The organism is Mariniflexile sp. HMF6888 (genome assembly GCF_044335535.1).
In the GTDB taxonomy this organism is placed as follows: Bacteria; Bacteroidota; Bacteroidia; order Flavobacteriales; family Flavobacteriaceae; genus Mariniflexile.
This window is the reverse complement of the sequence record NZ_JBIQVZ010000002.1, coordinates 245741-268636: the sequence shown is the minus strand read 5'-3', so window position 1 is coordinate 268636 and position 22896 is coordinate 245741. Positions and strand designations below refer to the sequence as shown.

The following is a 22896-nucleotide window of genomic DNA, read 5'->3' as shown; positions in this document are numbered from 1 at the left end:
AATAAAACAACACTTTATGGATTCAAATAAACACTATTTTTCTTCCATAATGTTTACCATATCCCAATCATAAGGCGCTCCAGAAATAGTATATTCAGCCGATTTGGTAAGAAAAAAACCGGCTACTTTATCTTGTGGATTTATAGATAAAACACTATCAAAAGCGGCCAATGCCTTTGGAAATTCTTTATTAGAAAAAAGTTTTAGTCCTTTGTCAAATTTTTTCATTGTTTTCTGCTTCAATACAATGATTTCTTCTTCATCGCCATCAAAGCATTCGTAAATACCGATGACATTGTTTTTACCCTTCACTTTAACTTTTCCTAAATATCTAAAATTAAAGTTTTCCTTATTTTTTATATTGTTTAAACTATCTTCACTTATAATAATTTTTGCACCATAATATTTTGTAACCCCTTCCATACGGGATGCTGTATTTACTGTATCAGCAATTATAGCCGTATCGTTTCTATGCACGTCTCCAATAATTCCCATAACCAATCCACCCGTATGCAATCCCATACCAACCGATATGGGAATGTGACCTTCTAAAATCCGTCTTGAATTGTAAGCCATAATTTCTTTTTGCATGTCAATACAGGCTTGAAGCGCAAAACTCGCGTTTACAGGGAATAGTGCCATAATACCATCTCCCAAATATTGATTAACAAAGCCTTTGTTTTTTTGTATTATTGGCCCCATTCTACCTACATAGGCATTTACAAATTTAAAATTCTGCTCGGGCGTCATTGATTCAGATAAGTTTGTATAATCCCTAACATCAGAAAACAAAACGGTTACTTCTTTTTCGATATAATCACCTAAAACAACATCGGTGATGGTCTCCCTTCCAACTGATTTTAAAAATTCTGAAGGCACAAATCGGCTTGTTGCTTTATGTATGCCTTTAAGGTTAAGATGGGTTTTAATTCTACTTAACAATTCATTTTTAGAGAAAGGCTTGGTTAAATAGTCATTGGCACCTACATTAAAACCAGCAACCAAATCGCTAACCCTATTTTTTGCTGTTAATAATACAATAGGAAGCTCGCTAGGGGAGTATGTCTTTCTAATAACTTCACATACTTCATAACCAGACATGTTGGGCATCATAATATCTAGTAGTATTAAATCAAACGCTCTTTGTTTAACAAGTTTAAGTGCCTCGTTTCCATTATTTGCTTCAACTACTTTATAACCAGCTACTTTTAAATGATTTTCAAGCACACGCCTATTAATAGGTTCATCATCTACTACCAAAACTGTTATATTTGAATTCTGGGATTGAGGGATAGTAGCTTCATTATCATTAACTTCGGTTTTAATATTTTGAATAAATTCTTCTGAATTAGCATCACTCAAATTAGACATATCCTTTCGTTTTATATCGCTTATAGGCAACATAAATGTGAATACCGAACCTTTACCCACTTCAGAATCTACGTGAATGGTTCCTCCATGAAGTTCAACCAATTGCTTAGTCACAGAAAGGCCTAATCCAGTCCCTCCATATACTCTTTCTGTAGTGCCATCCACTTGTTCAAAAGATTTAAATATATCAGCGAATTTTTCTTTAGGAATCCCTATGCCTGTATCTGACACCGAAATTGAGAGCATATTGTTTAACGCTTCTGCATTAACTACCACTTCGCCTTGCTCGGTAAACTTAATGGCATTACCAATAAGATTATAAAGTATTTGTTGAAGTCTGTTTTCGTCTGCATGAACTAAGGGTATATCTTTAGGAATAGCATTGATTAATTTAAGTGGTTTTCCTTTAGACAATGATTCTGAAATTCTTAGAACCAAATTTGTAACAGAATAAATATCAACGGGTTGAAAAGACAATACTAAATCTTTATTTTTTAATTTCGAAAAATCAAGAATGTCGTTAATCAAATTATATAAACGCTTGCCACTATTTACTATCATGTCCAAATTATCAATAGCTTTTGGTGGTAATTTTCCAACCACACCATCTTTGAGGGATTCAGACAAACCAATAATACCATTAAGAGGTGTACGCAATTCATGTGATGTATTGGCTAGAAATTGATCTTTAAGTTGATCAACCTGTTTCAGTTTATTTATGATCTCGCGTTCTTGTTTCAACTTAATGCTCTTTTGCCTTGAGCGCCAATAAACAGTTCCAATAATCAACAAACCAATTGTGCTAAAAATAACAAGATTGACTTTATTTCGCTGCTTACTCAAATTTTCTGCATATTGTAATTCTTGTTCGGTCTTTTCATTGTTAAACGCGATACTATCTGCTAATTGTTGCCGTTCAAATTGGTATTCCATTTCCTGGCGCGTAATCTCTTTTGTTTTTTCATTATTAAATAAAGAATCTTTTGCTATAATGGATTGTTTAAAATAACTTAATGATTTATTATAATCACCTAGTTTTTCCCAAACGATACTTAGACATTCACATGATTCTTTTTCAGCTATCAAAACATTCATTTCCCTAGCGAGATTTAATGTTTTCTCACAATCATTTTTAGCCAAAAAACAGTTATTTGTATTTAAATATACCCCAGTACCTCTTTGTAAATAAGCCGTTAATAAGCCTTCTCTATCCCCAATATCATTTTTTATTTTTATGCTTTTATTTAAATAATTAAGAGCTTCTTGGTAATTGGCTTGTTTAGAATAAAGTTCCCCCATATTCGTATATACCCTGGTAACCAACCGCATGTCATTTAACTCCAAACCAATATTTTCACTTTTAGAATAATTTTCAACAGCAGCATCATACTTTCCCATACTGCTATAGGCCAACCCAACATTGTTATATGCATTTGCCAAAGCGCGTTTATCTCCAATTTTCTTTTTTAACTCCAAACTATATGTGTAATATTCTAAAGCTTTATCATGGTTTTTTTGGCGAGTGAAAACGTTTCCTAAATTATTTGTAACCCTTGCTAAGTTTACAGTGTCATTTAATTCTTCAGATAGTTTTAGGCCTTTTAATAGGTTGTCTAAGGCTTTAATAAAATCACCCAATTCATTATACGTCGTTCCTATATTATTATAAGTTATGGCCATTTCTTTTTTATTGGATAACTCCTTTAAAATATCATGGCTTTTATAAAATAATTTTAACGCTTCTTGAAAGTTGCCTTGAGCTGCATGGGAATTTCCAATAAACCGAAGTACTGTTGCTTCCCAGCTCTTATTTTTTCTTTCTTGCGAAAACTTAAGCACCTGATTTCCAAAAATCCTAGCAGAATCTAAATTTTGCCTAAATAGAACCATAAAGGCATCCAGACCAGATTCAAAACGAATGGAATCAGGAGCCTTAGTATTTAAAAATGTATGCGACAAACTATCTAGTCTAGAGGATTGACTAAATAAAAAAATAGAATAGAAATTTATTAAAAACAATATACATAACCTGTATCTCATTTTTCTTTGGTTTGGTTTCGATACCATAAATTTAAAACTTAAATTTGAGAAAATGAGAATTAATAATTGCTATATAAAAAAGAATAACAAAATCTGACATAATACTCAATATCGGTATGGTAAAAACACAAGATTTCAAGTTCAATCCATTGATTACTCACTATTTGATGTTGGGTTATAACTAAAGAGAGTGGGGCATGACCTTTTGTTGGGAAGCATATTTGATGAGATAGGCTTTAACCAGACAGAAGGCCGCTTGTTCGGAGCTGGTTATTGCCAGGGTAGCTTTCCTTAAGAGCAAGCTAAAGACCAAGGAATACCTGTATCGTTTTTAAACAGATCCAAAACCACCACTACTAGGCAATTCAAAGACTTCTAAATCAAAATAGGGAAGTGCAGCGATCAGGTGATCAAAAATATCGGACATGATATACTCGTAGTTTTCCCAACGTTTATCACTACTAAAGGCATAAACCTCTAAAGGAATACCTTGTGAAGTAGGGGCTAACTGGCGTGCCATAATCATCATGTCTTTATTAATGGCCGAATGGTGCTTTAAATATGAATCGACATATTTTCTAAAGACCCCCAAATTAGTCAGGTTTCTACCGTTTACTAAAAGGTCTTTATTTATTTGGTTGGACACATTGTACGATTTAATATCAGACTGTCTAGTTTCTAAATAGGTGCTGATAAGTTGGATGCTCATAAGACCCTGTACGTCTTCATCCGTTAAATACTTGACGCCACTTTGTTTAATGAATATAGCACGTTTAATACGCCTGCCTTCAGAATTGGTCATACCACGCCAATTCTTAAATGAATCGGAGATTAGGGCGTAGGTTGGAATGGTGGTAATGGTTTTATCGAAATTCTGAACCTTTACGGTCGCTAAATTTATTTCAATCACATCACCATCGGCACCATATTTTTCAAAGGTAATCCAATCACCAATACGCACCATATCGTTTATAGACACTTGGATGCTGGCTACAAAGCCTAAGATAGTATCTTTAAAAATTAAGATGATAATTGCCGATGCAGCGCCCAATCCTGTTATAAAGTTTATAAAAGGCGTACGGGTTAAAATGGCAATCGCTGAACAGATACCAATAATCCAGGCAAAAATCATGAATACCTGTATGTAACTATCTATGGGTTTGTCTTTTAAATTTGGTAAGGTTTTAAAAAAGTCCTTAAACGTATTTAGTATGCTGCGTACAATCCATAAAGACAAAACAATGGCAAATACTTTTAAACCCCGTTCAACAACTATTTCAAAATCAGCAAAATCATAAAATACATCTGAAATAAACTCCAAAGCAACCAATAACGGTATAATGTGGGCAATGTTTCTCGGCACTTTGTTTTTCACCAATAAATCGTCAAAGTTTGTTTTGGATTTTGAGGCAAATTGAGAAAAAACACCAATTATAAGCTTTCTAATAATAAAATCAATAATGAAGATAATGATTAACAATGCCAAGGCCAACCCAAGCATGTTTAGGTATTTTGCTGCAGCCTCCGTGGAGCCAATGCTTAGCAGATAATCGTATATAAAATGTTTTATTTTATCCATCCTTTAGAGGCTTTAAATACTTTTTATCGATATAAAAAGTACCAAAGGGAATGATTGCCGCCAATAATATTTCACCAAACGGTTTACGGTCCCAGTTAAGCTCTTTTTTAAGCATAAAAGCCATAATAACGTATCCAATAAATAAGAGACCATGTGGCATGCCCAACAGTTTTACATATTGAGGATCTTCCAAAATGTATTTTATAGGCGTTGCTATAAACAATAATAAAATATAGGAAATACCTTCTAATAGTGCGGTAATTCTGAAAATATTTAAGAATGAAAACATAGGAAACTTAATTTGTATGCAAAAATACGGTACAATACTTAAAAAGTATGTGTCTTTAAGACTTTTTTAAAAGGCACTAAAAATAACAAGTCCATAAATTAAAAAGCGGAGTAAACGCAACGATCCGTAAGCCACCACATTTTTGAACGGAAACTCGATGATACCTGCTGCCATACAGGAAATAGAAAAGGGTAGAGGCAATAGGGCACCTACAATAATTAAAAAACCACCCCATTTTCTGGAATTCTTTAACTGCTTTGCCATTTTAACCTCCAAATAGGTATGCACACTAGGTATTCTGGTAATGATGTGCCCGATGTAATAGGATAGCAACCCTCCAAAATATGATAGAAACGCCAAACCAGTTAGGTATAGCCATGGCGCATCCATTTTGCCGGCCCAAGCAATGAATATTTCCGGGGGCACCAAACCCAATAAGGTTTCCGATATAAAAAAGAACGCCATCACACCATAAGCCGGTAGTGTTTCGGTAAGATGTACCAAGGCGGCATTGATATCATAATAATGGTTCACTACATATATGGCAGCAACAATAAGTAAAATAAACGGTAATGACTTTTTTACAGCTTGCCAAACAAAATCATAAAACCCCGTGTAGCTATAATACTGATGTAATAGCTGCCAACGCGTTTTTTCTGTTTTGGATTTAGACTTGGGTTTCATAAGTAATAAGCTTCCTTTTTTAGGAGTACAAATATACTTCAAATAATATGTTTTGTCTGTTAATTACCCAATTTTAATATTTTTATAACATTAGTGTGCGATTCTAGATTCAAGACTGCTTCGTTAATAGAAAACAGAATACAGAGTAAAGAAAATAGACTGTTTGAAAATAGCTTCGACAAGCTCAGCTTGACACAAAGGTTCTCTATAGGCTTTTAAACAATGTAGTCACTAGCCATTAGGCATTAAGCAATAGGCAATAAAAAAAGACCGCTTATAAATTATAAGCAGCCTTTTCAATGGATTAATATTAATTAATTGAGAGGGATTTATTATTCATTAGATGCCATAAGGGCAAAGAATTTATTGATGTTTGGTAAAATAACAATTCGTGTTCTTCTATTTTTTGATCTGTCTTCTTTGGTATCGTTACCAGCAACAGGTAAGTAGCTACTTCTACCAGAAGCTATTAGTTTCTCTGGAGCCACATTGTATTTGTTTTGAAGTGCTCTAACTACCGATGTAGCACGTAGTACGCTTAGATCCCAGTTATCTGCAATTTTTGGCGTGTGAATTGATCTGGCGTCCGTATGACCTTCAACCATTACTTCAATACTAGGTTCTGAGTTAATAACGTTTGCTAATTTCTGTAAAATGTTGTTCGCTTTGCTGCTTATGCGGTAGCTTGCAGTATCAAATAACATTTTATCTGAAATAGAAATCATAACCACGGTTTCGTCAATATCAATAGCGATATCCTCGTCTTCGTTTAACGTACTGTTATCCAATGATTTTTGCAGGTTATACGACACAGCCAAATTCATAGAATCTTTAAGGGTAGTGGCTTGTCTTAATTTATTTTGATCCACATTTTTTAAGGTGTTACGCATTTGCTTTTTGGTATCGTTCGATATAACGGCAACATCACCAACAGCTTCCATTTTTACGTCGTTTTCTTCTGTTAGGGTGTTTATTTTGGCATTATATGCCTCAACACGTTCTTCAATTTTAGCGAACTTTGTTTCTAATTCTTCTTTTTCAAACTGTGTTTTGGTTAGTTCACTTTTAATTTGACCATTTTCGTGCTCTAAAGCCACATACTTTTTTTTAGACACACAGGCAGTCATTAAAATAACTGCTAGCAATACAAACGAAATTTTTCTCATAATATAATTTTATTGTTTAGTTATAGTTACGAACAAAAAGAGGATATAGATTATTTGATAGCAAAAAAAACAAAATTGTTTTTTAATTAACTGAAATAGAGTGGTTTCTAAAATATTCTATTTTACATAATATCAATTATAGTACACATTATAACAATTAGCGAAATAGCGCTTTTGGGCGATATTTGACATAATTACAGATATAACGTCTTTAGACTTATATCGATAGTAGTTATGTCAAGCTAATTGTGGCTTCGTAGTTGTTTTTTTTATTGTGTAGTTATAAATTCTCTATTATATAAAATATCCCAGAAAGTTTTTAGTTTTAAAAGAAAGCTTCAATACTTGGGTCATTACACTTTATCGTTTTGCTTTTCGTATAATTTTAATATTCTGTACAATCATCAATAATTTTTTAAATACGCGAGTATTCGCAAGGTTAATATTTTTTTAGATGAGCTCATGAATGCAAAAAAGCATTTCTCAAGGAGCTTCATAATTTATATTTACACACAAATGCGTAATGCGTAGTATTCATGAGCTCCTTATTAAAACAATTAAAATGCGCGAATAACTTCCAATAAAATGCGCGAATAACTTCCAACGCTTGCCAACGCCAAAATAAAAGCTAACCTTTTTACACTTATTAAAAATCGCGTATTCGATAAAATGTACGCAATAAAAAATTTTAGACGATTCTCGTAAGCTTGCCACAAGAGTATAAAATTTAAGAAATCGAGTTTTTACGAGATTCACGAACACATTTGAAGTTTTAGCAAATAATTAAATATGTGAGTAAAAATAAATTTCTATACACTTGTTATATTTTGAACCTCTATTAATCTTTTTTTTTCTTCTTTCATTTTCTTTTGTCTTGAAACAAAAGAAACAAAAATTCAAGGCTGCATATAATTTTGGAAACAATTAACGGCTCATTCACTATATTTTAGGAAACATTGAAACTGGTTTACATTGCTTTGAAATCCCATTTATATTTGAAACTCTTAAGAAACTGTATTACTAAACCCCTAAAATATGGACGCTTATTTCTCCTATTGTTTTGACCAAAATTTTATGAGGCCGAGTTAAACATCGAGATTCTATTTTACATAATATTTTCATGACAACTAAGCTTTGTCAAAAAATATTTTATTATTTAGAACAATATTTGTATATTTGCAGTAACAATGTCCACCACGCTTATTTTTCTTAATCGAAATCGCGCATCTGGTGGACTTCTTGTTTTATAGACTTTATATTTTCCATATATTATCGTTCTCCCAACCTTCAGGGAATCCCATAGCTCCAAAATCTATATCATGTTCTTCTACCAGCTTAAATAAAATAGTTTTAAATCGAATTTGTTCTTCTTTATCAGTTTTTTCAAATATTTGCATCAAACAACTCAATACTCCATATAGCATTCTTAAATTAGCAATATCTGTATTAGTAATAAATTTTTTTGAGGGTCTAGTAGGTATCTTAACATCCTTAACCTTCCTATTCCAGACACGACCATGATGTGCACAAGCATTTCGTAAAATAACAAAGCTATGTAGCCATGAGCTTAAATGGTCTGGAGTTAGTGCTCCTAACCTTTTTGCAATGGCTCTTTTTTCATCAGAATGATTTAATAACCAAAATAATCTAGAAAGTTTTCCGAAAGAAATACTTTCCATCATCATCCAAGATGGAACCGGACAACTTTCATGATGTTTTTCATAAAAGGCTTTGATAAATGCAGAATCTTTTTGCTTAACAACAGAATTATTTATCTCATTTAATAAAATATCGTATAATTTTTTATCTACCCTTAAATAAGATTTTTGAGCTGTATTTTGCTCATCAATTATGCAATCCAAAACTTCAATTTCAATGGTGTCATCTTTAAATAAAACAGGATTTACATACCAGTCTGAATTTAATGATAAAGATAATGTATCGGTAATCGATGTTCTTAATTCAATTTCAAATTTTTCCAATAATTGAAATATGATTGCTTTCAGTTTTGTGTCGAATTTATACAATCGTAAAATATCGTTAAAGGTAGTCCCTTCTTTAAACACATCTTTCTCATTTTGCAATGGACCAAAATATCCTGATAGCCTATAATAACCAATAGACCTTATTAATTGTTTTGATATTAATTCATCTTCTTCATTTACAACTAAACCTCTTTCTTTTAATTGGTTTAACAAATAATCTGCATTTCTAGCAGGTTTACTAAAGACTTCTTGTTTAGCCATTTATTAATATTTTAAAGTTTTAAAAGGCTAACAAAGCCAATATTATTTCTCTAATTCAATATCCTAATTATTTCTCCTAACAAAACATCTAAATCACTACTAAAGTTAACTTGTGTTTTTGTTGGTAAAGTTTCCTTACGTCTAATATGCGTATGCAAAAAAGAATCAGCAATTTTTCTTGAAGATTTATCTAAATGAATCATAGAATCTTTAAAACTCTTTGTTCCATATCCACCAGCTACTTCAGAAAAAGAATTTTTATTAAATATAGGCGGAATATGGTCAGTAATAGCTCTTGTGAGCATTCCAACAGAAAAATAAGATTTTGTAGAATATGATATATTTAATTCCTCACATTTTCGGATTAACTTTGATAAATCAAACTTTTCTTTTCCAATCTTCTGAAGTTGTTCAATCCTTTCTGGGTCAACAAAAACAAGGCCTTCTCCTAAACTTTTGTTATCTTTTTTTACTTGGTCTATGATAAAATCCGTGTGTTTCTTTTCATCGTACATCAAATTTCCTTTATCATCAACCCACATAAAACTCGTTTTCTCTGATTCAGTTTTTATTTTAGTCGAGCCTCTTTCCTCTTTTTCTAAATATTTAGTCCAAGAGTTCATAACAGAAATAAATTTAGAAGTATCAATATCTAACTTCAAAGTACTTATAACATATGTTGCACTTTGCTTTTGATTTTTACCATTATTTAAAATTCTATTGTAGTCTCTAAAAACTGTATTATTAGTTATGGAAATTTTTATTACCCCCTCAATCATTCCTCCTTTAATTAAATGGTCTTTGTAAATATTTCTTAAACTTAAATATTTACCATTAACTTCAATTACTTCGACATAAATTAGAAAATACAATGCTTTCTTCACATAGAAAGGCGTTTTATCTATTGCGTCAATAATCTTATTCTCTGTTATATCATTTGTTTTTGCAAATAAATTGAGATAATCTAAAATCTCTTCACAAACTTTGAATGATGGCGATACTAGTTGCATTTACTGTAATTTCTTTTTTACCTTTTTTAGCATAGCATCTACTATTAATAAATCTTCTTCTTCTTTAATAACTATTTGGGAATCAATTCCTGGACCCATAATATGAACTATAAAGTCCGTAGTTTCTGCTTCAACCCTATTTGTTGTATTATTTTTATTTTCAATATGCAATATCTGAGCAGTTGGTTTTTCAGGTAAATAAGGACTTGAATAATTTGATTTAATTGGTAAATCGTTTTCATCTTCTATTTCAGCGTAATCATCTTCTACCTCTAGGCTTTTGTTATAATCTAATAAATTATTATTACCATCTAATAAATTTAAATATTGTAAACCATCTATAAAATATTTAGATACAGGTACAGCCTGTTTTTCTTCTACGTCATACTCCCTAATTAGTAATTTTGAAAGCATTCCAACAGGTAGTTCAGAGCCCTTAAATCTATCATATAATTTATTAAAGACTTCTGGTTTTAAGAAAGCTTCAGTTTCAAATTTCTTACGCTCAACATCATTATACGCATTCTTAATGAGTTTATAAAGTTCTGTTATTTGAAGCTTTCCCTTTTCCGTTGTAATTAGTTCGTACTTTGCAGTTGTTCCAATTTTAGTTCCAAATGCACCTGACATTTTCAATCCCATTTTATGTGCACATGATTCCCTATCACAACTACCTCCTAGTGAAGATACAGCTTCCGCTAAATCTAATGAGTTCTTAAAATTTCCTTTTGGGTATTCAATTATTTTTGGCATAATAAATATTTTATATAGCAAAAATAATAAAAAAGTAATAAGGTTTTAATTTAACACTTTTAAAAGTTATTAACTATTTTTTAATACTTATTAACTTTAAAATAAAAGTATTTTTAAAAAAAAATATTGATTAACAATTGATTAAAGATATTATTTATTTCTTTTAATATAATTTTTTGATATTTATATTGTTTTAATTTTATGGAAATAACATTTTTTAAGGAAAAAAAAATGAGGGTTTATTTCTATTTCATACAAATTACACTTCCCTCCTACATGACGTTAGTTTCACTTGAAATGATAAAAATCCCAATCCAAACTATCCTCGTTATTGTTATGAGTATTCTTAATCTTATCTATTAATCGATATCTGTGACCTGCGCCTACAAGAAACACTGCCTTTTTAGGTTTATTTATTTTAAAGTAGTTATATATAACATTAATCCATTGGTTCTCGCGTAGGTCATTCCATTTTAACCACTGTGAGTAAAAATTTGACAACCCTTTATATTTCATCTTATTTATATTTATGAAATACTTCTCCATCGAATTTTTGTCTTTACATATTTTGTCGCAGTCCATACTGTTTAAAAATGGGAACCCTTTTAAATATGTCTCATTGTGAAGCATTCGAGTTGCACCTAAATATTCTTCCATTTCTCGTTTAATTAATTCAAACATTTCCTCAAGACGTTGGTCGAAAGGGTCTTCATTAACATCAACTGGAACTATTTCAATAGATTTTTTTTCTTGGGTTAATCTATTAATGACGTTCATTTCTGGTGTGTTAACATCAGTCCTCTTTAAATATTTAGGTAATTTTTCAGGTGAAGCCTCACAAAAAACTACCTCAGGATTGATTTCCATGATAATTTCATGTAATTTTTCAGATGTACATGCTCCATCTACGTAATGAGCAGTTCCAACAACAATCACAGTACACATAAATCTATTTATTTGATTTCTTTGGGGTCAAAAGTTAGACCAACTGATGATTTTTTAAAATTTTAATAAAATCACTGACAGAAATTCAAATAATACAAGAAAAAGGTGTCGCTATGTCATTAAAATATCAATTTCTTATCCATTTCACACACATTATGCTTCCCTCCTACGTCGTCGCATAAAAAGTGTTCCATTAACATCGTAAAGAAACTTTTGGGAATAAATTTTTTCAAGAAACTGTAGTAACAACTTTCGCTTTTAACCAAAGCTCAAGTTACATAACGCAGAACATTATAGTACATTTAATAACAATTAGCGAAATAGCGCTTTTGGGCGATATTTGACATAATTGCAGATATAACGTCTTTAGACTTATATTGATAGACAAATCGAATTTATAAGATTCATGAATTCAAATTTATCAAAATAACATGCATGAATAATTATGTAACAGCTAGCAGTTTGTTAAACATTCGTAAGCTATAATTCTATACTATGTAAAATATCCCAGTAAGCTCTGTACACTAAATAAACTTTAGTACTTGGGTCATTACACTTTATCGTTTTGCTTATCGTATAATTTTAATATTCTGTACAATCCTTCATCAATTTTTAAATACGCGAGTATTCGCAAGGTTTATATTTTTTTAGATGAGCTCATGAATGCAAAAAAGCATTTCTCAAGAAGCTTCATAATCTATATAAACTTTTGGAAACAATTGCGGTTCGTTCCGCTAAATTTTAGACTATTTGGTGTTAAGATTAACCAACAAACCCGCAAACTTATGGTAGCGGGTTATTTAGCAGATTACCTACAAGCCTTACTTCAATCACTTGCCAAAAAAGGATATCGATAATCTTCTGGCGTCACAAATGTCTCTTTTATTAACCTTGGAGAAACCCATCTTAATAAATTTTGAGCAGATCCAGCCTTATCATTGGTACCAGACGCTCTTGCGCCTCCAAAAGGCTGCTGACCAACTACTGCACCCGTAGGTTTATCATTAATATAAAAGTTTCCTGCACAGTTTTGTAAGGCTCTTGTTGCCTCATTAATGGCATATCTGTCCGTTGAAAGCACGGCTCCCGTTAATGCATATTCTGAAGTTGTGTCAATTAATTTTAAGGTTTCTTTCCAATCTTTGTCTTCATAAACATAAATTGTTACTATAGGACCGAACAATTCAGTTTCCATAGTTGTATATTTTGGGTCTGTAGTTAGGATTACGGTGGGCTCAATAAAATATCCCGTGGATTTGTCATAACCTCCTCCTGCAATAATTTCAGCCTTTTCGTCTTTCTTGGCTTGTTCAATATAGGTAACCAGCTTATCGAAAGATCCTTCATGAATCACCGCCGTGATAAAATTATCCATATCATACGGAGATCCTGGTTTTTTAAAGGTGACCAGATCGGATTTGACATATTCCAATATTTGGCCCGATTTAGATTTAGGCAAATAAACCCTGGATGCGGCACTGCATTTCTGCCCTTGAAATTCAAACGCTCCTCTAACAATAGCTGTCGCCACTTGTTTCGGTTCTGCCGAAGCATGCGCCAAAATAAAGTCTTTACCACCCGTTTCTCCAACAATTTTTGGATACGTTTTGTATATATTGATGTTATTCCCTATTTGTTTCCATAATGCTTTAAAAACACGTGTTGATCCTGTAAAATGAATCCCTGAAAAATCAGGACTACTTAGTACTGTATTTGAAATCATTACCGGATCGCCATACACTACATTTATTACACCGTCGGGCAACCCTGCTTCCTTAAATATATCTACAATGACTTTAGCTGAGAATACTTGACTATCACTAGGTTTCCAAACCACAACATTGCCCATCATAGCAGCACTTGCCGGTAAGTTTCCTGCAATAGCGGTAAAATTGAAAGGTGTTATGGCATAAATGAACCCTTCCAATGGACGGTACTCTACACGATTCCAAACGCCCTCTGTGGATTTAGGTTGGTCCTTATATATCTGAGCCATAAAAGCAACATTAAACCGAAGAAAATCTATAAGTTCGCAAGCGGCATCTATTTCTGCTTGGTGTATATTCTTAGATTGCGCAAGCATTGTGGCCGCATTAATTTTATATCTATATGGACCAGCAATCAAATCTGCTGCTTTTAGAAAGATTGCTGCCCGTTGTTCCCACTCTAAATTTGCCCATTCCTTTCTGGCTTCCAGTGCACTTTCAATGGCTTTAGCAACATGTTCTTTTTCAGAAATATGGTACTTCCCAATTATATGTTGGTGGTCATGTGGTGGAGAAATATCCACTGTGTTTCCTGTTCTTATTTCTTTACCTCCTATGTACATTGGTATATCTACATAGGAGGTATTATAATCCTTATACTGTTTTAGAACCAGTTCTCTTTCTATAGACCCTGTTTTGTATGCTTTAACAGGTTCATTATGTGCTTTTGGAACTTTAAAAAATCCGTTTCCCATTATTCTTATTTTTTTGTAATTGGCATATCCAAGGTTTAACTTAGGATTCTATCGGCCATATAATTATTTGTTGATTTATTTCTTCTTGCTATTTCCTTTTTTATCAAATAAAGTTCTCTTGAGGTTTGAGCGCCTACCGAAGTGTTTTCTTCTGCTCTTCTAAGCAAGTAAGGAATAACTTCTTTAACTGGACCAAAGGGAAGGTACTTAGCTGTATTATAACCCATATCTGCCAAATTAAAACTTAAGTGGTCGCCCATACCGTAAAGTTGGCCAAACCAAATTCTATTATCATTATGGCGTATCTCTGCTTTGTTCATCAAATCTACTAATAGTTGAGAACTCAATTCATTATGAGTTCCTAAAAACAGTTCGAACACGTTTAGATTTTGCAAGCAATAATACACGCCTTTATTAAAATTTTCATCTGTTGCCTGCTTGTTATTGCAAATAGGACTTTGGTAATGTTTTTTTGCCGCTCGCTCTCTTTCCTTTTCCATATAAGCACCACGAACTAATTTTATACCAACAAGATGGTTTTCCTTATTTGCCTTTTGGTTAAGCATTTTCAAATACTCCAATCTATCCCATCTATATAATTGTACCGTATTGAAAACCACAACCCTATTTTTGTTGTATTTGGACATCATTTTCTCAGCAAGCCCATCTATGGCAGGCTGTATCCATGATTCCTCTGCATCTATCATTACCTTAATATTAGGGGTCTGTGAGCATTGTTTGCAGATCTTGTCAAAACGGGCCTCAATGTTTTCCCATTCTTCTCTTTCCCTTGCATTTAGCGCTTCTTTTTTGGAAACTTTTTCAAAAATTCCAAACCGTCCCAAGCCAGTGCCTTTAAATACCAAAAAGGGAGTTGCTTCAAGACTTTTCGCAAAATCAAACGTCTTTAGGATTATATTCAAAGTGAAATTAAACTGTTCTTCACTTTCCTTACCTTCTATTGAATAGTCAAGAATTGAACACACCTTTTTTTTATTGAACATATTTGTTATCACTGGCTTGCATTCCAATATGGATTCGCCTCCACAGAATTGCTTAAATACGGTTCTTTTAAGAATTGGAATTATTGGGAACCTTATAAACAATAAAAACATTGTAATGGGCCTTGCTACAGCCGTTAACTGTCTATTGCCTATTATAGTAAATAATACATTAGCCCATTTCACCTCTTTGTTTGATTTTAAGGAAAATGCAATTTTTGTATCCTCAAAGTTTAGTTTGTGCCTCATGCCCGATATAAATTTAAAATTTGATTATTCATCTCTGTTTTATGTGAGCCAGAATAACGAAACCATCCATGGCTAGAATATGTTTCTGACATAGAGTTTCGGCTACTTAAACTACACAGGATTGATTTTGAAAATGCTAGCTTATTAAAGATAAACCCAATCCAGCAACATACTGACTGGAATTGGGTTCACTGAAATTAACACATAATACTTTAGAATTTAAACGCAAGTTTTGTAAATAATCTAGTACCATCCAAACCAAATTGAGTGGTTTGCCATGGGTATTTGAAACGTCCCACAAAGTCCAAATTTCTATCGTTTGGTACGCCTCCATTTGTCTTGTAAGCATCGGCGAAGGTGTCTGGATATACATTGAATAAGTTATTGGCTCCTAGAGTGAAGTCTATCTTATCTGTAATTCCGTAGGTAAAGCTCAAATCGGTTAAAGTTTTACCGCTATAAGTAGCGTCGTCTGCTGGATTGCTTGAGTGTCTGTAGGTTACCTCTCCATAATTCATAAACGATAAGTTAGTAGAAAACCTATTGATTTTGTAGTTTACAGAAGCCACTATTTTTTGTCTTGGTCTCCATGTTTCAACTCTTGATACATCTTCTCTTGAAAAAATAGCATCCTCTAAATTATTGTTCTTGATGAAATTAGGGAAATTGGTGTCTACAACTTCTGTCTTATTGAAGTTAGCAGCAATGCTTCCCGTTAATAGTCCCTTTCCAAGTGTAATATTATCATAGCTAAATACAATATCGATACCCTTGGTTCGGGTGTTTATTGCATTTAAGAAAAACCCTGCCGACCCTACATTTACAGATGCCAATGTTTGGTCTATTGGACTTGAAGGATCTCCTGTTGGTGTAACTTGACCAGAAAGCACAATTCTATCATCTACATCAATTTGATAGACATCTGCTGTTATTCCAATATTTTTACTTATTCTATATGAAATCCCCGCTCCAATATTAAAAGATGTTTCTGGGTTTAATCTTGGAATGCCTAAGGCTCTAAGCGCTGGATCTGAATTATTGAGGGTTCCGTTTTGTTGAATTCCGTTTTGAGTCAATGTTGTTGTAATGGCAGTATAGAACAATTGATGTAATGATGGTGCTCTAAAACCACTACTTAAAGATGCTCTTATGGAAAGTTTATCATCATTAGTCTTCCATCTTGTATTTAACTTCCAACTGACGTTAGATCCAAAATCACTATAATTTTCATAACGTAATGCTCCACCAATCAAGAAAGATTCTGAAAGATCTGCTGTTATATCTGTATATATACCTAAATTGCTTCGGTAATCGTCTGATGCACTTTCTGGTCTAAAACCTCCAAAAGATTCAGACCCTGTTCTGTCGGCAACATCAGGAGTTCCATCATCATAAGAAGCCAATTCACCTGCTTCGGTAACAAAGCGTTCTGTTCTATGTTCTGCTCCAAAAGCAACAGATATTGAACTTTCTCCTCCTCCTTTAAATGTTCTTTCAATATCCAAATTATTTACAACATGGCTAAATTGATGTGCTCCATTATAAAAATCTGATGGGCTGCTAGCTCCATAAGATTGATTAAAAGAGTTTGTTATATAATAATCAATTCTGTTTTTCCCCATAGTTGAGCTAAGATCAAAATTCCATTCATTAAAAACCGTTTTTATTCCTAATGCCAAGGTATTGTCCTTAATTTGCGGAGACATTTCTGCTAAGAAAAAGTCCTGTCCTGGATAAATTAGCTCGAAACCTGGCACCCAGTATGGTACCCTTGCAAACTGTGGCGCGGAACCACTTCTGTTAGCCAATGTACCAAACGAATACACTTCAGTCTGCGTTTCTTCATCCAGTGTATAGCCCATGTTATATGAGAAATTGGTAATAGTCATATTAGGTAGGCCTACCTGAAACCCTGCACTTGGGTTTCTATCTAAAAAAGAGGTCAAATCGCTTGTGTTAAAATCGGACGTCTCAGTAATTCCCCAGTAATTGGCTTCATCATCAACACTGGTTATTGTTCCCGCACGTTGTGTACGTTTTTGATCAAAATAATTTAATGTAAAATTGGCATATCCTCTATCAGCAATATTGACACCAAAACCAGATTCAATTTGATATTGTTCGCCATCTCCTTCACTGGTTATACTATAACTGGTATTAACAAAAGGATCCAAAGATTTTTTAAGTACTAAATTTATGACTCCAGCTACGGCGTCTGAACCATACTGAGCGGCGGCTCCATCTCTAAGTATTTCAACGCGTTCGAGAGCAGCAGTGGGAATAGACTTCATATCAACACCAACCTCTCCCCGGCCTGGTGTTACGTAGCTGTATACCAAGGCACTGGCGTTCTTTCTTTTACCATTTACCAAAACAAGGGTCCTACTTGGAAACAAACCTCTAAGGTCAGCTGGACTAAAATGTGCAGCCGCATCAGATATGGGTTGTTGGGTAGAATTGTATGAAGGCACCTTGAACATTAATTGTTGGTCCAAAACACCTTTTCCCGTTTGTGTAAGTTCTGTGGTTTTTATGTTATCTACAGGCACTGGCGAATCAAAAGAGGTTCTTGGTTTTCCCCTGCTTCCTACAAGAACCACATCATCTAACTGTGATGCGGCTTCTTCAAGGACTATGTCAACAATACTTTTTCCAGTAATATCAACCTCAACGGATTTAAAACCTATATAAGAGACCTCAAGTATGGTTAGATTATTTGGCATCACAATAGAAAAGACTCCATCAAAATCGGTCTGAGCACCAGTACTGGTTCCTTTTACCACAATGTTAGCACCTGGAAGTGGCTCTCCATTTTTGTCCTTTACCGTCCCTTTTATTTCTTTTTCTTGAATCTTAAATGCTGAAGCAATTATTTTTTTTGTTAAAACAATCTGTTTATTAGCTATTTTAAAATCAAAATTTGCTTTCATCCCCAATCTTACTAGCACTTGGTTTATGCTTTCTTCTTTTGCACTAAACGAAATTTTTTGGGTATCATCTATTTCATTGACATTATAAAAAAAACTATATCCTGTCTGAAATTTTATTTCATTAAGAATCTGTTTTAAAGGGACCCCTATGTAATCTAGCTGGATCTTCTTTTGTGACATGACAGGACTTGCCGACAACTGGAGCAAGATAAAAAAAGTTAAAACAAGGCTTAATTTCATTTTTAAATTCAATTTTCTACTACGTCTTTGAACAAAGACATTGCATCCATCTCTTTTTTTCATAATTTTGCGTGTGTTTGATTGTTAATATTTATTTATTAATGGTCTATAACTAAGGGGAGTGCTGGAACACTCCCCTTATCTTTTTATTCTGTAATGGTTATTACATCTTGGTTTATCTCATATTTAAAAGGCGTACTCAAAGCAATTGTTTTAAGTATTGTTTCTATATCCTCATTGTCAAATTCCCCTTTATAGATTTTATTGTTCAAATGCGTTGTTTTGTTCACAAATTCCACATGATATTTTCTTTCAAGCCAAACCAATATTTCTGAAAACTTTAAATTGTCAATAACCAATCTATTCTGCATCCAAGCGGTATAAATATCAGTATTGACCTTTTTTTTGCTAAAATGATTCCCAAATTTATCATAACTGGCCTGAAAACTTGGTTTCAGCAACAAGGCATTTTCTGGGGTGCCGGTTTCATAAACAGAAACAGAGCCTTCAACTAAAGTAGTGGCTATAAAGCTATCTGTTTCATAGGAAGAAATATTGAATTTTGTACCCAGTACTTCAACATTCACCTCATTGGTATTTACAATAAAAGGTTTGTCCTTATTTTTAGTAACTTCAAAAAATGCTTCTCCTTCTAAATAAACCATTCTGTTTTTATCGGAATCGGTGAATTTTTGTGGGAAACGTAATTTAGAGCCTGCATTAAGCCAAACCATCGTTCCATCAGACAATTTCAACTTAAATGTTTGTCCATAGGGTATATAAATTTCATTAAACATAGTCTTGGAACCAACCAAATCTGTTTTATTATCAAAACTGAGCAAATTATCTCCTTTGTTTGCTATAATATTTCCTTTGGCATCCGCTATTTTTTCATCGCCTTCAGATTTTAAGACTTTAGTACTTCCATCGGCCAATTTTACAACAATGTTGCTTCCTTTGATTATGTCATTCCCAATCAATTTCTCTGAAGGTTTGATATTGGACATACTAAGTAGGTTTTTAGTTAAAAAACCAATTGCCAAGAGCACAACAAATACAGCAGCATATCTTAACACTGTATGAAATAATTTTGGGGTTTTCTCTTTGGATTTAAGGATATTCAAAAATCTTTGATAAGCCATGTCTGCATCAAAATCCTGTTTTGTATTCTGACTAAATTCCTTGATACGGTTCTTGAAGAACTTCATGTTGTCGTCATTTTCCAAAATCCATTTTTTCAAAACCTTTCTTTCTTTAGATGAAATGGTTCTGTTCAAAAATTTATCAATCAATAAAATATACTTTTGCATTTATATATACTTTTTAACTTAAAGATGCGTTTATTTCAAAAAACCCCTATGTTCTTTTTGTTTTTCTTTGAAAATTTCCAAAAAAGTTGATTATTTTATTCTTTATTCTTTATAAATAATGCTAGGTCTGGTTTTTTTTTATAGTTTTGGGTCACATCCAAGCCATAATGAATGAACAAAAACTTATAATAAAACTACAAAAAGGTAAGGCAGAAGCTTATAGTTATTTGTTTTCTGAATACTATGATTGGCTGTGTAACTATGTTTTTAATTTATCTGGCGATCGATTGCTAGCTGAGGACATTGTTCAGGATGCCATGGTAAGTTTATGGGAAAAAAGAAAAACAATACTTATCAGCACATCCCTTAAAAATTACCTTTTTAAAACCTGCCATAATCAATTTCTTCAACATATTAGAAAGGAAAAAATTCAATATGACACCTTGGATAAAATAAGATGGGACACTATTTCGGAAGCCACCTTGGAAAATGACCCCTATGATTACAAGTTGGAAAAACTGAATAAATTGATTGACCAACTCCCCCCACGTTGCAAGGAAATATTCATTAAAAACAAGTTGGAGAAAAAAAAGTATAAGGAAATAGCCTTGGAATTGGGGATTTCCATAAAAACCGTTGAAAATCAGATGTCTAAAGCCCTGTTTTTTTTAAGGGAAAATGTATCTGTATTTCTTTTATAATTTAATGTTGACGGAAATTATTCTTACTTTCACCATGTTTGCATCTGATATTTACCAACCATAGGAGTTCGAGAACCACAAGAGGTTTCATTAACATTATAAAGAAACTTTTATAATAAATTTTTTCAAGAAATTGTAGTTTGCCAAAGCGCCAGCTGGCTCATTCGCTAAAATAGTCCACAGGACTATTTCTAAACGCTCCGCCTTGCTTTTAACCAAATCGACGAAGGAGATTTTCAAACTCCACTTTATCAAATATAAAACGTGACACTTTGCTCTCTCAACTCCCCTAGCATTGTTGCACAACAAAGTGTTCCATCATTAGTTACCACCAACTAAAATTCAAGGACATTCATACTGTCTTTCTAAAATTATGTTAAAAAAGAATGAACATTCATTTTTTTATTATCTTTGTGCCATAATTTAAAACGATATGGCTAAACTTCAAAAAAGCATAGACAAACGTAACGCACTTATAAAGGCTACAATTGAGTTGGTAAACAACAATGGTTTCCACGCAACTCCCATGAGTCAAATTGCAAAAATGGCTAACGTTTCTCCAGCTACTATTTACCTATATTTTGAAAACAAACAAGATTTGGTAAACAAAACCTATATAGAAGTTAAAGCTAAATACACTACATACGCCTTTGCTACTTATAACGAAACGATGCCGGTTAAAGAAGGCTTTGAAATCATTTGGAAACGTATCGCAGATTTTAAACTTAAAGATTGCGAGAATGCCATGTTTTTAGCCCAATGTGATAATACGCCTATGATTGATGAACCGAGCAGACAAGAAGGCATAAAGCATTTACAGCCCCTACTCGACCTTTGGGCTCGTGGTAAAAAAGAAGGCATTATAAGACCGATTTCAGATTACTTATTATATGCCTATGCTATAAATCCGTTATCATTTTTAATGATTATGCAAAAACGGGGGGCATTCAAGTTAGACAAAACCCAAATAGAAGAAGCTTATCAATCTGCTTGGAGCAGTATTAAAGTTTTTTAAATAAATAAATAAACAATAAAAACAAAAATTAAAAACATGGAATTATTAGATAAATTAAATTGGAGATATGCTGCAAAAGCAATGAATGGTGAAACTGTCCCAGAAGATAAAATAGGTCGCATTTTAGAGGCTGCACGCTTAGCACCAACATCAAGTGGCTTACAACCTTTTGAGATTATAGTCATTAAAAACCAAGCTATTAAAGAAAAAATCAAACCTGTAGCTTGGAACCAATCCGTTATAACAGACTGTTCACACCTACTCGTTTTTGCGGCTTGGGATACCTATACAGCAGATAGAATTAATTACATTTTCGATTTAACAAATGACATTCGCGGATTTAAAAACGAAGGTTGGGAAAATTACCGTCAAATGCTATTAAATTCCTATCCGCAGAAAGATGCCGAGGAAAACTTTAACCATGCGACAAAACAGGCTTATATCGCTTTCTCGCAAGCCATAAGTGCTGCGGCTTTTGAAGGTGTAGATGCTACGCCTTTGGAAGGTTTTGACCCTGCTGCTGTCGATGCCATTTTAGGTTTACGCGAAAAAGGATTGCGTAGTGCTGTTCTATTGCCATTAGGTTACAGAAAAGAAGATAAAGATTGGTTAGTAAATCTTGTAAAGGTTAGAAAACCTATGGAAGATTTAGTAACTGTAATAGACTAAAAAAAGCAATCATTGATTTTAGTGATTCCAGTGCGGTGTATGCCTTAAATAAAGCCATCTTGTTGGCCGATTTTAAACTTGTGGACATCAGTTGCCAACTGGCTATCTCATCCCTCCTATTCCCGGACGCTTGGATTATCTGTGGCATGTGTGGGATGTGCTTTCAGAACAATTACATAGCGGTGCAGATGCTAAACTCAACAAGTTTTTTTTGCAGGTAATTTATCAATAACCATA

General features: G+C 33.1%; 17 protein-coding genes. 4 read left to right on the top strand and 13 right to left on the bottom strand.

Annotated features, from left to right (window positions below; translation table 11 throughout):
* Nucleotides 1–33: 33 nt before the first annotated feature.
* The 13 genes from ACGLWY_RS06455 to ACGLWY_RS06395 all read right to left on the bottom strand — a co-directional run bounded on the left by ACGLWY_RS06455 (nucleotide 34) and on the right by ACGLWY_RS06395 (nucleotide 20274).
* Complete coding sequence (locus ACGLWY_RS06455) at nucleotides 34–3330, bottom strand: tetratricopeptide repeat protein (protein WP_396618857.1); 3297 nt, start codon at nucleotides 3328–3330, stop codon at nucleotides 34–36.
* 412 nt (nucleotides 3331–3742) lie between these two features.
* Complete coding sequence (locus ACGLWY_RS06450; RefSeq protein WP_396618856.1) at nucleotides 3743–4990, bottom strand: mechanosensitive ion channel family protein; 1248 nt, start codon at nucleotides 4988–4990, stop codon at nucleotides 3743–3745.
* Nucleotides 4983–5279, bottom strand: a complete 297-nt coding sequence (locus ACGLWY_RS06445) for a DUF3817 domain-containing protein (RefSeq protein WP_396618855.1) — start codon at nucleotides 5277–5279, stop codon at nucleotides 4983–4985. Before ACGLWY_RS06445 ends, ACGLWY_RS06450 begins: the two co-directional genes overlap by 8 nt.
* Nucleotides 5280–5345: 66 nt before the next feature.
* Nucleotides 5346–5963, bottom strand: coding sequence for a YqaA family protein (locus ACGLWY_RS06440; RefSeq protein WP_396619265.1), 618 nt, complete (start codon nucleotides 5961–5963; stop codon nucleotides 5346–5348).
* Between the two features lie 332 nt (nucleotides 5964–6295).
* Nucleotides 6296–7129 carry a flagellar motor protein MotB gene (locus ACGLWY_RS06435; protein WP_396618854.1) on the bottom strand — a complete coding sequence of 278 codons (834 nt, stop codon included), beginning with the start codon at nucleotides 7127–7129 and terminating at the stop codon, nucleotides 6296–6298.
* A 1253-nt stretch (nucleotides 7130–8382) separates the two neighbouring features.
* Entirely contained in the window at nucleotides 8383–9375 is a 993-nt protein-coding gene (locus ACGLWY_RS06430; protein ID WP_396618853.1) for an Abi family protein, read from the bottom strand.
* A gap of 50 nt (nucleotides 9376–9425) precedes the next feature.
* Nucleotides 9426–10385, bottom strand: a complete 960-nt coding sequence (locus tag ACGLWY_RS06425) for a hypothetical protein (RefSeq protein ID WP_396618852.1) — start codon at nucleotides 10383–10385, stop codon at nucleotides 9426–9428.
* On the bottom strand, nucleotides 10386–11138 hold the full coding sequence (locus ACGLWY_RS06420; protein WP_396618851.1) for a hypothetical protein: 753 nt from the start codon (nucleotides 11136–11138) through the stop codon (nucleotides 10386–10388).
* Between the two features lie 288 nt (nucleotides 11139–11426).
* Nucleotides 11427–12083 (bottom strand): hypothetical protein, encoded by a 657-nt coding sequence (locus tag ACGLWY_RS06415; RefSeq protein ID WP_396618850.1) that lies wholly within the window; start codon nucleotides 12081–12083, stop codon nucleotides 11427–11429.
* An 826-nt stretch (nucleotides 12084–12909) separates the two neighbouring features.
* Nucleotides 12910–14544 (bottom strand): L-glutamate gamma-semialdehyde dehydrogenase, encoded by a 1635-nt coding sequence (gene pruA, locus ACGLWY_RS06410; protein ID WP_396618849.1) that lies wholly within the window; start codon nucleotides 14542–14544, stop codon nucleotides 12910–12912.
* Between the two features lie 35 nt (nucleotides 14545–14579).
* Complete coding sequence (locus ACGLWY_RS06405; RefSeq protein WP_396618848.1) at nucleotides 14580–15794, bottom strand: proline dehydrogenase family protein; 1215 nt, start codon at nucleotides 15792–15794, stop codon at nucleotides 14580–14582.
* 212 nt (nucleotides 15795–16006) lie between these two features.
* Nucleotides 16007–19027, bottom strand: a complete 3021-nt coding sequence (locus ACGLWY_RS06400; protein ID WP_396618847.1) for a TonB-dependent receptor domain-containing protein — start codon at nucleotides 19025–19027, stop codon at nucleotides 16007–16009.
* Between the two features lie 83 nt (nucleotides 19028–19110).
* Nucleotides 19111–20274 carry a FecR family protein gene (locus ACGLWY_RS06395; RefSeq protein ID WP_396618846.1) on the bottom strand — a complete coding sequence of 388 codons (1164 nt, stop codon included), beginning with the start codon at nucleotides 20272–20274 and terminating at the stop codon, nucleotides 19111–19113.
* 167 nt (nucleotides 20275–20441) lie between these two features.
* Between ACGLWY_RS06395 and ACGLWY_RS06390 the strand changes: the two genes are divergently transcribed.
* The 4 genes from ACGLWY_RS06390 to ACGLWY_RS06375 all read left to right on the top strand — a co-directional run bounded on the left by ACGLWY_RS06390 (nucleotide 20442) and on the right by ACGLWY_RS06375 (nucleotide 22891).
* Complete coding sequence (locus ACGLWY_RS06390; protein ID WP_396618845.1) at nucleotides 20442–20975, top strand: RNA polymerase sigma-70 factor; 534 nt, start codon at nucleotides 20442–20444, stop codon at nucleotides 20973–20975.
* Nucleotides 20976–21408: 433 nt separating this feature from the next.
* Entirely contained in the window at nucleotides 21409–21990 is a 582-nt protein-coding gene (locus ACGLWY_RS06385; RefSeq protein WP_396618844.1) for a TetR/AcrR family transcriptional regulator, read from the top strand.
* 36 nt (nucleotides 21991–22026) lie between these two features.
* A complete protein-coding gene (locus ACGLWY_RS06380) occupies nucleotides 22027–22659 on the top strand; it encodes an NAD(P)H-dependent oxidoreductase (protein ID WP_396618843.1) in 633 nt (210 codons plus the stop codon).
* Between the two features lie 91 nt (nucleotides 22660–22750).
* Nucleotides 22751–22891: an RlmF-related methyltransferase gene (locus ACGLWY_RS06375; RefSeq protein WP_396618842.1), complete on the top strand. Its 141-nt coding sequence runs from the start codon at nucleotides 22751–22753 to the stop codon at nucleotides 22889–22891.
* The last annotated feature ends 5 nt before the right edge of the window (nucleotides 22892–22896 follow it).